At 39.7% G+C, this 13,279-nt stretch carries 9 protein-coding genes; 6 read left to right on the forward strand and 3 right to left on the reverse strand.

Going from position 1 to position 13,279, the window contains the following annotated elements:
* Positions 1-495: 495 nt before the first annotated feature.
* On the reverse strand, positions 496-1,065 hold the full coding sequence (locus DUT70_RS00705; RefSeq protein ID WP_113645363.1) for a fasciclin domain-containing protein: 570 nt from the start codon (positions 1,063-1,065) through the stop codon (positions 496-498).
* Between the two features lie 72 nt (positions 1,066-1,137).
* On the reverse strand, positions 1,138-1,668 hold the full coding sequence (msrB, locus tag DUT70_RS00710) for a peptide-methionine (R)-S-oxide reductase MsrB (protein ID WP_113645365.1): 531 nt from the start codon (positions 1,666-1,668) through the stop codon (positions 1,138-1,140).
* A gap of 105 nt (positions 1,669-1,773) precedes the next feature.
* Between msrB and DUT70_RS00715 the strand changes: the two genes are divergently transcribed.
* Positions 1,774-2,325, forward strand: coding sequence for an RNA polymerase sigma factor (locus DUT70_RS00715; protein ID WP_113645366.1), 552 nt, complete (start codon positions 1,774-1,776; stop codon positions 2,323-2,325).
* 1 nt (position 2,326) lies between these two features.
* Positions 2,327-3,139, forward strand: a complete 813-nt coding sequence (locus DUT70_RS00720) for an anti-sigma factor (protein ID WP_113645368.1) — start codon at positions 2,327-2,329, stop codon at positions 3,137-3,139.
* 490 nt (positions 3,140-3,629) lie between these two features.
* Here DUT70_RS00720 and DUT70_RS00725 read toward each other — a convergent pair whose 3' ends face one another.
* Positions 3,630-4,604 (reverse strand): GntR family transcriptional regulator, encoded by a 975-nt coding sequence (locus DUT70_RS00725; RefSeq protein WP_113646517.1) that lies wholly within the window; start codon positions 4,602-4,604, stop codon positions 3,630-3,632.
* 366 nt (positions 4,605-4,970) lie between these two features.
* Here DUT70_RS00725 and DUT70_RS00730 point away from each other — a divergent pair, with 366 nt between their 5' ends.
* From DUT70_RS00730 to DUT70_RS00745, 4 genes are all read left to right on the forward strand, one after another.
* Positions 4,971-7,478 (forward strand): beta-glucosidase, encoded by a 2,508-nt coding sequence (locus DUT70_RS00730; RefSeq protein WP_113645370.1) that lies wholly within the window; start codon positions 4,971-4,973, stop codon positions 7,476-7,478.
* A gap of 66 nt (positions 7,479-7,544) precedes the next feature.
* Positions 7,545-10,688, forward strand: a complete 3,144-nt coding sequence (locus tag DUT70_RS00735; protein ID WP_113645372.1) for a SusC/RagA family TonB-linked outer membrane protein — start codon at positions 7,545-7,547, stop codon at positions 10,686-10,688.
* Positions 10,689-10,713: 25 nt separating this feature from the next.
* Positions 10,714-12,321 carry a RagB/SusD family nutrient uptake outer membrane protein gene (locus DUT70_RS00740; RefSeq protein ID WP_113645374.1) on the forward strand — a complete coding sequence of 536 codons (1,608 nt, stop codon included), beginning with the start codon at positions 10,714-10,716 and terminating at the stop codon, positions 12,319-12,321.
* Positions 12,322-12,348: 27 nt separating this feature from the next.
* Complete coding sequence (locus DUT70_RS00745) at positions 12,349-13,227, forward strand: DUF5017 domain-containing protein (protein ID WP_162926546.1); 879 nt, start codon at positions 12,349-12,351, stop codon at positions 13,225-13,227.
* Positions 13,228-13,279 lie beyond the last annotated feature (52 nt).

Consider the following 13,279-nt stretch of genomic DNA (forward strand, 5'->3'; position numbering starts at 1 on the left):
AACAGTTAACCAGTTAAACGATTAAACAAATAACCATTGCTTAAAGAGTTCCTTCGGTACCGAAGTGTCGGTACAGGTACGGTCGAGATGACGAAACAGTTAACCAGTTAAACGATTAAACAAATAACCATTACTTAAAGAGTTCCTTCGCTACCGAAGTGTCGGTACAGGTGCGGTCGAGATGACGAAACAGTTAACCAGTTAAACGATTAAACAAATAACCATTGCTTAAAGAGTTCCTTCGCCACCGAAGTGTCGGTACAGGTGCGGTCGAGATGACGAAACAATTAACCAATTAAACAAAAACAGCGGTAAAAAGAAACGGGGACTCGGCATACCGCCTTGTCCCCGCCATCTAAATTAACGCTCTCAATAATATAAACACCATTATATCGGTTTTATTGTACAGCAATTAAAAAACTTATAAAAATATTTTTGCGCTCATAAAAAAAGTCCCAACTGGTGGGACTTTTCTATATAATCAAAAACAAAAAACTATGGCATCAATACAGCGTCAATCACATGGATGACCCCATTCGATTGGTTCACATCAGCAATGGTTACTTTTGCGTCGTTGCCTTTGGCATCTCTCACATAAAGGTCTTTACCTTTAGTCCAGAAAGTTAGTTTTTCTCCCTGTACGGTAGTCATGGTGGCTTTACCCGCACCTTTAGCTACAGCTGCCCAAATAGATTTAGCGCTGTGTTTGCCTGCAAGTACATGGTAAGTTAAAATTTTAGTCAACATGGCTTTGTTTTCAGGTTTTACCAAAGTTTCAACGGTGCCTTTTGGTAGTTTGTCGAAAGCCGCATTGGTAGGTGCAAGTACCGTAAATGGTCCTTTTGATGATAAGGTTTCTACCAAGCCTGCAGCTTTTACGGCCGCTACCAAAGTGGTATGGTCTTTAGAGTTTACGGCATTTTCTACAATGTTTTTGCTTGGATACATAGGAGCTCCACCAACCATTACTGTTTTTTCTTTACTCATTTGTGCAACCGCTACGTTTGCGAACATTACGCTTAAAGAGAATGCAGCTAAGGCGGTAATTTTTGTTAACTTTTTCATGATGTTTAATTTTATGATTTAAGATTTTTCTTTTTATACCCACACTTACGAAGACCGTTTGTCGTTTGGTTTTTATTTGTTAAAGTTTTTTTGTGAAAAGTTTTTATCCGCCTCAAAATCAAGACAAATAGAATTCATGCAATAACGTTTGCCAGTAGGTTCTGGGCCGTCATCAAATACATGGCCTAAATGGGAATTGCATCGGCCGCACAACACTTCGGTACGTACCATGTTGTAAGACTTATCTTCTTTATAGATAACGCTTCCTTTACGGTCGGCCTCAAAAAACGAAGGCCAACCACAGGTGCTGGCAAATTTGGCGTCGGAGCGGAATAACTTGTTGCCACAAACGGCACAGTAATAAGTTCCTTTGGCATCAAACTCGTTGTACTTTCCCGTAAAGGCTCTTTCTGTAGCGCCCTCTCTGGCTACTGCATATAAATCGGAGCTTAAAATTTTTTTCCATTCCTGATTGCTAACCTTCAGTTTGGTTTGATTCGTTCGGGAGTAATATGGATTTTTAGGTGCCGACTGTGCCGAAGCAGAAGCAACCCCAAGCAAGGCTAATAAAATGCATAGTGGAGTGATGATGATCTTTTTCATATCCTGTGTGATTTTTTAAGGTATTTACGAAAAGGCACTTTATAAAGATTTTTAATTTGATAGACTTTCAATTATTTTTCTATTTTTGTTAAAAGCACTTAACGTTTGAACCATCAAATCAAATTATCCGAACAAGAAATCATCTCGCTGTTATTGCAGCAAGATGAAAAGGGCTTTAATTATCTATATGATCATTATGCTGCGGCGATTTATGGGATCATTACCAGGGTGGTGAACGAAAAGGAGTATGCAGACGAAATTATACAAGATGTTTTTGTGAAAATTTGGAAAAACATCAAACAATTTGATCCTGAAAAAGGGCGTTTGTATACATGGATGATCAATTTAGCTAGAAATACGGCCATTGATTATATCAGATCCAAAGGTTTTCAGAACGAACAAAAAAACCAAAGTATTCCAGAATCCGTAAATGATAGCGAACAGTATGCAACTACTTCAAATGTTGACTATATCGGAATGAAGGAAGTGCTATTGCAATTAAAACAAGAATGGCGAGAATTGATAGAACTGGCCTATTATAAAGGATATACACAACAAGAGATTGCCGAAAGGTTGGATATTCCCATAGGAACGGTGAAGACACGAACGAGAAACGCATTGATTGAGCTAAAAAGTTTGTTAAAAGATTACAGGTAAATTGGATATTAAAGAATACATATCGTCTGGCATTATTGAAGCCTACGTGATGGGCTTAGCTTCTGAGGAGGAAATACGCATTTTGGACTGTGTCCAAAAGAACAATCCAGAGGTTAAGCAGGCTATCTTAGACGCACAAAATACTTTAGAGGATTTTGCGTCTCAGCAAGCTATTGCCCCACCGCCAGCGTTAAAGTCGGCGATATGGGCCAAGATTTCCGAAGAAAGCCAACCAGAAAATTTGGTGGAAGAAGTTCCTGTAAAACCAATGGAGGCACCTCTTTACCCATCAAGTATAGAACCTAACAAAGTTCCATTAAAATGGTTTGCCATTGCTGCAAGTATTTTATTGGTGGCTAGTGTGGCTTTGAATTTATACCTTAATAGCAACCAAAATAACTTTAAAAATGAATTGGCGAGCTTAAAGGCTGCTCAAAAAGAGAATGCACTTGCCTATCAGAATTTGAAAAGTAAATGGGATTTGGTTACTAATCCTACCGTGAAAGCCATTCCGTTGCTTGGCGTAGAAAAACATCCTGACATGAAAGCAATGGTGTACTTTGAGCAAAACTCTAAAGAGGTTTACTTGGCTTTGGATAATTTACCCCTAGCACCAAAAGATCAGCAATATCAGTTATGGGCCATTGTAGATGGCAAACCTGTCAGTTTAGGAATGTTTGATCAAGATGCAGAAGCCGCAGTGCAAAAAATGATTTCTGTAACCTCGGCACAAGCTTTTGCCATTACTTTAGAAAAGAGAGGCGGCAGCCCAACACCAACCATGGAGAACATGTACGTGATGGGGAAAGTGTAGGCACTATCTTTAAGTAACGTGTTTTGGACCTTAAATTTGCTCTAACAGACCCTGAAATAAATTTATTACGTAGCTTTCCGCTTCGCTACAGGTCAGGGTGACGCTAAATGGGCGTTTCGTCATGCTGTCCCGAACATTCGGGATCAGCATCAGTATTAAGAGTGTTATAATCAATTTGCACCTGTGTTTGGTGTTGTCACCAAACATTTTTCAGCTTAATATTCATAGGCATCCTTTTCTGTTAAAATGAGTTGACTATGTGCCTATGTGGTTCATATAAGTTACTAGAAAATATAACCACATAGACACATAGGGTATTGTTTAAAACTATTGCATCTGTGGTTGACGTAATACCAATCCACTTTGCAGCTGTACAACTAATAAACCCAATGGTATTAAATGACTATGTGCCTATGTGGTTCATTTAGGTTGCTAAAAAATATAACCACATAGACACAAAGGGTATTGTTTAAAACTATACCGATCACCCCTAAAGCGAGTTTCTTAAAATCACCTTGGCAGGATCACGCATTTTAACCACTTCCTTTTTCAAGATCGCTTTGGCTGCTTCTTCGCCCATTTTATTAAAATCGGTACTGATTACGGTAATGCCATCTTCTAAAACTTCCTTCACGGCAGTATCGTTATACGAAAGCAAACCAATGTCTTTGCCTAGTTTCCAGCCTTTTTTGCGAGCGATCTTAATCAGCGTCACATCATCCTGATCGTAACGACTAAAAGTGATATAAGCATCACCTTTTTTCGCAAATGCATCCTCAATGGTGTTGACGATGGTATGCTTTTTCGAGTTAAGTTTAGAGAACAATTCAAAACCAGCAATCACTTCCTTGGCGTGGAAAGCTTCCAGCGGAGCAACCAGTACCAACCTCGAATATTTTTCAAGCTGCGGAAGCAATTCAGTAAGAGATTCCTGAATGTCGGTTTTATAGTCCTGGTAAATGCAGGTGTAGTCGCCATCCAATTTTTTCTCCTGATAATCAATGATGATTCTTTTTTGAGGCGGAATGCGGTTTAAAACTTCCGTGGTGTTGCCATGCAAAAAAGTAGTGATTACAAAGTGGGTGTAATTAGGAAGATTTTCGTCGACCAATTTCTCAAAAACCTTGAAGTTGTGGTGATGAAAATAAACGTCAACATCAGCTTTATCCTTAATGGTTTCTAAAAAGGAATGATAGATCCGATCCCTCAAAACGTTCATCTTATCAAGAATTAAACAGATGCGATAAGGATGGTACTGTTTTTTCTTTTTTACATAATACCCTTTTCGATATTCAGCCTCAATAATCCCTTTTTCCAAAAGGTAGTTCAAACCTTTTAAGGCAGTTTCCTTGCTGATTTTCAGTTGCTCGGTCAATTGATTTAATGAAGGCAAGCGATCATTAATTTTCAATTTGTTGGTTTCGATCAGATGATTAATATGCTCAGCAAGCTGAAGATACTTCATTCTGTGTGTAGAAACATTCTGGTTAGCCTCTGCTGTCTTTTTAGTCTGGTCCACTGTTTTAGGTTTTTCAATGCAAAGCTAATGGATATTTCTGAAAAAAAAGTCCATACCATACCAAACTAATTATAAACTACCTACAGCAATGTTTTACCGCAAATTTTAGGTTCGAAAGCAAAAAAAATAAAATGTTTGATAATTAAGAATATTTTATACTTTTGTTTAACAAATTAAACCAAACCAAACCAAACCAGTTGCCCCGACTGAATGTAACCAAGTATAATGATTAAGCCATGATGCTGCCAGTGTACCAAATGGTGCTGTCAGCGATAGTAAGATCACTATAAATAATATAAATTACTTATATCAATGACTAGATCGATTTCTTTTAAGCGCATATCCCTGTTCTTTTTCGCAATTTGCTGTTCTACGCATACCTATGCACAAGTGTATGCCAATGCTAAGGCTCCTGTAGAAGATCGAGTGAAAGCCATTTTGGCCCAAATGACGCTGGAAGAAAAACTAGATTACATTGGCGGATACAAAGGTTTTTACATTAGACCTATCCAGCGATTGGGTTTGCCAGAAATTAAACTTACCGATGGCCCAGTAGGTACGCACAAAGACGGAAGGGCAGTAGCCTATCCAGCCAGCATTTTATCGGCAGCTACTTGGGACACCCAATTGATCACCAGATTAGGCAAGGAATTGGGCAGAGACTCAAAAGCACGTGGGGTACACATCTTGCTTGCCCCTGGGGTAAACATTGTGAGGGCACCGATGAGCGGAAGGAACTTCGAATATTTTAGTGAAGATCCCTTCCTAAATTCGAGAATAGGGGTAAGCTACATACAAGGGCTCCAAGGAGAAAACGTAGTGGCTACCGTAAAACACTATGCGGCCAATAACCAGGAGTGGGACCGTAACAATGTAAGTTCAGATATTGACGAACGTACCCTTCACGAGATTTATTTCCCTGCTTTTAAAGCCGCAGTTCAAGAAGCAAAAGCTGGATCGGTAATGAACAGCTACAATTTGGTAAATGGCGTTCATGCTACCCAAAGTGGCTATTTGAATAATGAAATTTTAAAAGGACTTTGGGGTTTTGATGGTTTTGTGATGTCTGACTGGTCGTCTACCTATAACGGGGTGGAAGCTGCCAAAGGTGGTTTAGACTTGGAAATGCCCAGAGCAGTGCGAATGAATAAAAAAGACCTTGATTTGGCCATTAAAAATGGTGTGCTGAATGAAGAAGTGATTAATGATAAGGTGAGAAGGATTTTGCGCATCATTTTCAGATTTGGTTTTTACGATAAACCTCAATTGGATACTACTATCCCGAAAGATAATCCTGATGGTGCAAAAGCAGCCCTTGATTTGGCGAGAGGTGGTATCGTGCTATTAAAGAATACGAAACAAGTATTGCCTTTAGCTACAAATATTAAAACCCTAGCGGTTATTGGTCCCAATGCCGATGCTTATGTGTCAGGTGGTGGTAGTTCTTATACTTTTCCATTTCATTCTGTTTCAGTGCTTAAGGGCATCCAAGAATATTCAAAAGACATTAAAATTATTCCATCTACGGGTTTGCCTGTACTTTCTGATCAGGTGGCCAAATCGGTGTTTTACCACAACTCAGGTGCGCCAATCCGTGGCTTAAAGGCAGAATATTTCAACAACACCAAATTGTCTGGAACGCCTTTTAAAACAACTGTAGATACCATTGTGAGTATCAATAATGGCTGGCACATTGCTGCGGAAAACAGGGGATTCCCTTTCGATCACTGCTCTATGCGCTGGACAGGTTTTGTGAAGCCAGAAAAGAGTGGAAAATATAAATTTACTGTGAAAGGTTTTGATGGTTTTAGATTGGAAGTAGGAAACGAGAAAGTGATTGACCTTTGGAAAGACCAAGGCATTACCACTAAAAGTGTAAGCTTGCAACTTGAGGCGGGTAAAGAATATGCCGTGAAACTAGAATATTATGCGGGTCCGCATCCAGTAGACATTAATTTTGCTTGGGCTCCAGATGTGTTAGATTTCTCGGAAGCCGTTAATGCTGCGAAAAGTGCCGATGCTACCATTGTTTGTGTGGGTTTTAATGAAAGCAGCGAGCGTGAGGGAAATGACCGTCCGTTTGAATTGCCTGATTACCAAGATAGCTTGATCAATGTGATTGCGGGTCTTAACCCTAAAACCATTGTAGTTTTAAATGCAGGTGGCAATGTAGATATGCAAAAATGGATTGCTAAAGTACCAGGTTTATTATATGCTTGGTATCCTGGACAAGAGGGCGGAACGGCCATTGCCGAAATCCTTTTTGGAAAAACCAACCCAAGTGGTAAACTTCCGATTAGTTTTGAGAAAAAATGGGAAGATAACCCTGCTTTTAACTATTATTACGACGAGGCTAATAGCAAAAAGGTGAGTTATAAAGAAGGCATATTTATGGGCTATCGTTATTACGACTCAAAACATGTAAGCCCGCAGTTCCCTTTTGGTTTTGGCTTGTCGTACACCTCTTTTAAATACAGTGACCCGAAAGTTACGGTAAGTAGCAAAGGTAAATCGCCTCAAGCTACGGTGAGCTTTAAGCTTAGCAATACAGGAAATAGCGATGGTGCCGAAGTGGCACAACTTTATGTGAGAGATGTGGTAAGTCCAGTGCCACGTGCTTTTAAAGAACTTAAAGGCTTTTCGAAGGTATTTTTGAAAAAAGGCGAAACAAAAACCATTACCATTAAACTGGATGAATCGGCTTTTGCTTACTACAAAACCAAGCTTAAAAAATTTGGATATGATCCAGGTGCATTTGAAATCCTAATTGGGTCATCTTCCGCAAATATTCATTTAAAGAAAACGATCATTTTAAAATAAACCGCCTTATTAAACAAGGCAAGGCAAGATTTTTAACCAAATATGTTGTACTAACCAAATTATGTAATGAAATTTTATGTTGTTTTACTCTGTGCCATTCTGAGTTTTCAAAACGCGAATGCACTAAAGCGCCTCAAATCCAATACTAATCCCGCACCCGTGTATATTACGGGTACAGTAACCGATGATATGGGTGAACTGTTACCAGGTGTCAACGTTAAATTAAAAGGAACCAACAGTACAACACAAACTAATAATGATGGAACTTTTAAGTTCTCCATTCCAGAGCTAAAAGGCACCTTGGTATTCTCTTACACGGGCTTTATCACCAAAGAAGTACCCATTACCGCTGCTACCGTTTACCGTGTAAAGCTTACCAAGGATTTAAAGGTTTTGGATGAGATTGTGGTGATTGGTTATGGAACCACTACCAAAAGAGATTTAACAGGAGCCGTAAGTCAGGTGAGTATTGAAGATTTGCAAAAAGCACCTGTAGCCTCATTGGAAGATGCTTTAGCGGGTAGGGTTGCAGGGGTTCAGGTAACGGCATCAGACGGCCAGCCAGGAGCGCCCATGCAAATTTCCATTAGGGGAAATAACTCTATCACCCAAAGCAATTCACCTTTGTACGTGATTGATGGTTTTCCGATTGAAGACCCAACCAATAACGTAATTAACCCTGCCGAGGTAGAATCGATTGACATCTTGAAAGATGCATCGGCCACCGCCATTTATGGGGCTAGGGGTGCAAATGGGGTCATTATCATCACCACCAAAAAAGGGAAAATAGGTGATCCTACCATTTCTTATCAGAACTATTTCGGCATTCAGCAAAACCTTAAACAGCAGGAGTTATTAAGTCCTTATGAGTTTGTTAAATATCAACTGGAATTTAATTCGGCCGTTTATACCCCCATCTATCTTAAAGATGGAAGAGATTTAGAATACTATAGAAATGTACCAGGAATCAACTGGCAGGATAAAGTATTCAGAACAGCACCGATGCAAAACCATTTCTTATCCATTAATGGAGGTACTGATAAAACCAGATATTCCATTTCGGGCTCTGTTTTAAATCAGGATGGAATTATCATTAATAGTGGTTTTAACAGGTATCAAGGTCGAATTGTATTAGACCAGACCATTAACCCTAAACTTAAAGTAGGGATTAACCTTAATTACTCGGCCACTAAAACTTATGGTACCATTGCTACCGAGCAAAATGGGAGTGCTACCGCCAGCTTAATGTACAGCGTTTGGGGTTACCGACCTATTACTGGCGATGCCTTGACCGATGAACAATTGGTGGAACAACCTTTTGATCCAGATGTAAACCCTACGGCAGAATATCGCATCAATCCAGCCATCTCTACCAGAAACGAATATAACCCAGCTTTTGTAAATGCGATATTGGCCAATGCTTATGCCGAATATAAGTTCTCGAATTATTTTACTTTCAGAGCTTCTGGCGGTATCACCAAAAGAGACACGAGGAAAGAAATCTTCAATAATTCTAATACCAGATCGGGTAACCCACTGTCGAGCAGTAATGGCGTAAATGGTTCCATTATGAATTACGACTTGAATAACTATTTGAGTGAAAACACCCTGACCTTTAAACGAAACATCAATAAAGTACATAACATTACGGCACTTGGAGGTTTTACCCTTCAACAAATATCGGCTTTCAGCTCTGGTTTTGCCGCTACGCAAGTACCTAACGAATCGTTGGGCATCAGTGGAATTGAAGAAGGCGTGCCTAGTCGAGTATACTCTACCAGTTCAAAATCGGCGTTAATGTCATTTCTAACCAGGTTAAATTATAGCTATAAATCAAGGTATTTGTTCACGGCTTCATTCAGGGCTGATGGTTCTTCTAAATTTGCTTCGGGCAACAAATGGGCCTATTTCCCTTCGGGTTCTTTTGCCTGGGTAATGAGCGACGAATCTTTTATGAAAAGCATTAAGCCAGTGAACAGTGCTAAATTAAGAGTGAGTTATGGCTTAACAGGAAACAATAGGGTAACTGATTTTGCTTATTTATCATCTTATCAAATTATCTCTAACTCTGGCTACAACTTTAACAACAGTCCAGTGAACGGATCTATTCCAAATCTTTTAGGAAATAAAAACTTAAAATGGGAAACGACCTCTCAAGCTGATATTGGTTTAGATGTGAGCTTGTTAAAAAACCGCATTTCGGTAACGGCCGATTACTACGATAAAAGAACCTACGATTTATTGATCAATTCATCGTTAGCACCTTCGCAAGGCTTTTTGAATGGGATGAGAAACATTGGTAAAGTGGGTAATAAGGGTTTTGAATTTACGTTGAACACCACCAATGTGAAGAATAAAACTTTCTCTTGGAACAGTAGTTTCAATATCTCCTTTAACCGCAACAAAGTATTGGAGTTAACGGAGGAAGATCCATCAATCTTATCAAGAATCAACTGGGGTAACTTCAACAACGCCTACCCGTACATTGCTATTCCAGGGCGCCCAATAGGACAATTTTATGGTTATGTTTGGGATGGCGTTTATCAGTATAGCGATTTTAACCAGTTGGCCAATGGCAGTTATGTATTAAAAGACAATGTGCCTAACAACGGTCAGTCCAGAGCAACCATTCAGCCTGGATTTATTAAATACAAAGACATTAATGGGGATGGACAGGTCAACAGTTATGACCAAACCATTATTGGTGATCCTAATCCAAAACATACGGGTGGTTTTTCTAATAACTTCACCTACAAAGGATTTGACTTGAACGTCTTCCTTCAATGGTCGTATGGCAACGAATTGCTGAATGCCAACCGTATTGAATTTGAAGGTGGCGAAAATAGAAACTCATTAAACATGTTTGCTTCTTATGCCAACCGCTGGACACCAGAAAACCAAACCAACCAACTTTATAAAGTGTACGGACAGGGACCTTTGGTTTATTCTTCTAGAACCATTGAAGATGGATCATACCTAAGGTTAAAAACGGTTGCATTGGGTTATACCCTGAGCCAGTCTCTACTAAAGAAGCTAAAGATTAAAAACTTTAGGGTTTATGCTTCTGGTCAGAATTTATTGACCTGGACAAACTATTCAGGACTTGATCCAGAGGTTTCTACCTATGCTTCGGCACTTACTCCAGGCTTTGATTGGTCGGCCTACCCGAAAGCAAGAACCATCATTTTTGGACTTAACCTTACACTATAAATCATAATCACTTAAAAAATTGAACATGAAAAGGATTATTTATTTGATGTGCATCTTATTCACCTTGCCGCTTACTTCCTGCAAGAAGTTTTTAGAAACAGAACCAACTGATTTTAAAACACCAGAAAATCATTTTAATACCGAAAGCGAATTGAACACCGCTTTGGTGGGGGTATATAATAAATTAGCTGATGAAAGAACTTATCGCAGAGGTTTGTTTACCTATTTAGCTATTAGCGATGAGTTTTTCTATCGCAACGTTTCCACCGCTTCTATTTATGTGTTGGATTTTGATGCGGCACATGTGGATATTGGCAGATTCTGGGAAGCCCTTTACCAAGGCATTGACCGTGCCAACGCCGTGCTTGAAAATATCAACAAACCAGTGATGGATGAGCAGAGGAGAAGCAATGTGCGTGGTGAGGCCTTATTTTTAAGAGCCTACTACTATTTTTTATTGGCAGATAACTTTGGTGGCGTGCCATTGAAACTAGCCTCTACCAAAAGTCCTACAGAAGTCCCATTGCCTAGAGCAGCACTTAAAGACGTATATGCGCAGATTTTAAAAGACATGACAGAGGCCTATCCTTTGGTATTAGATGTTAAAAAAGACCCATCTGATAAAACAGATACAGGCATTGAATACAGCGAAAGAATTACAAAATCTGCAGTAGCGGGCATATTGGCCAAAGTTTGCTTAACCATGGCAGGACAGCCCTTAAATGACCAGTCTAAATATACCGAAGCCCTACAATGGTCTGAAAAAGTGATCAACTCTGGCCGACATGCTTTAAATACCGACTACAAACAGATTTTCATTAACGCTGCCAAAGATGTACAGGACCCTAAAGAATGTATTTGGGAAGTTGGTTTTTATGGGAACAACACAGGTACTTTTATGCAGGGCGGCACCTTGGGAATTAGCAATGGCATTACCAGTACAGATTTAGTTGATCCTGGATACTCTACAGGAAGTATCAACACTACCGCACGTTTGTATAATTTGTACGACGCTACAGATGTACGACGCGACTGGTGTATTGCACCATTTAGGTACACTACTACCAATAATGTCACTACCCAAACCCCTTGGACAGCCGCACAAATTTACGATCGTAACATCGGTAAATGGCGTAGAACTTATGAAAGTGTAATGCCTAAAACAAAAGATTTTAATGCTGTTAATTTTCCTGTATTGCGCTATTCGGATGTGTTGTTAATGTATGCCGAAGCGGCCAATGCCATTAATAACGGACCTAATGCTCTGGCAGAAAACTACCTGAACCAAGTAAGAAGAAGAGGACATAACAAACCCGTAAACGTAGCGGACCCAACGGTGGATGTTGCCACAGGATTAGCTCCAGCTAGATTTTTGGAAGAAATTCAAAATGAAAGAGCCAGGGAGTTTGCTTTTGAGGGGATGAGACAACATGATTTAAAACGTTGGGGCATTTATGTGAGCAAAATGAATACCTTGGCAACGGAGATTACCGCAAGTGCACCATCTAACTGGAGATATGCAAGCTCAGCAGGTAAAAATACCTCGGCCAGAAACCTCCTTTTCCCAATTCCAAATTCAGAATTGGTGCTTAATCCAGAGATTGGCGTTCATGATCAAAATCCTGGCTGGTAAAATTTGATGACCATAAAAATTAAAAAAATGAAACACTTGATTTTTGCGATAAGTACTTTATTGGTTGTCTTATCGGGATGTGCAAAAGATAAGGTAGAAGCGCCTGAATTTGAGGTGAAAACTGCTGCCCTAACCTATAAAGTTGGTGAAGAAATAACCTTCAAATTTTCGGGAAACCCAGATAATATTACCTTCTTTTCTGGAGAAGATGGAAAGAAATACGAATTCCGTAACCGTACTTCGTTGTCTGGTAAGCTGCAAGTTCAATTTACCTCTTTGGTAGATAGGGGCGTGAGACAAAACCTTCAGTTAATGGTAACTTCAGACATTACGGGGCCTATTAATGCCACTACTGTTAGTGCAGCAAAATGGACCGATGTTTCCAGTCGTGCGGTATTTTCTACTGGTGCGGACAATACGCCTTCTGGGGCCATCGATTTATCTGATTTTTCAGATTTAGGAAAACCAATTTCTGTGGCCTTTAAATATACCGACGTAAAAACTGCTGCCCAGCAAAACCGTTGGGTCATCCGTACTTTTAATGCTAATTCGGTTCGTGGTACCTCGGTGACGCCATTAGCCGTGATGGCAGATGCAGGTTGGGTGGGAATCAACTACAAAAACCCAGCAGCCGTATGGACCATTACCAGTGCACAACTGCTCATGTATGGTGGCGCAGCTAACTCAGATGATAATGAAGATTGGGTGGTGTCTAAACAATTAGATCCAAATTTAATCAAGTCGGATGTAGGTTATGTACTTAAGAATATCAGCACGCAGCCTTCGGATTTTATTTACAAATATGATAAAGCAGGTGTCTATAAAGTTTCCTTCTTGGTTTCAAATAGACTAGGTTCATCTGTTAAAGAAACCGTAAAAGAATTGACGTTAAATATTGTTCAGTAAAAAATAGTGAAATACAAACCATTCGTCATTGCGAGGTACAGCCTGTCCCGAC

Source organism: Pedobacter chitinilyticus, assembly GCF_003313385.1.
Lineage (GTDB): Bacteria > Bacteroidota > Bacteroidia > Sphingobacteriales > Sphingobacteriaceae > Pedobacter > Pedobacter chitinilyticus.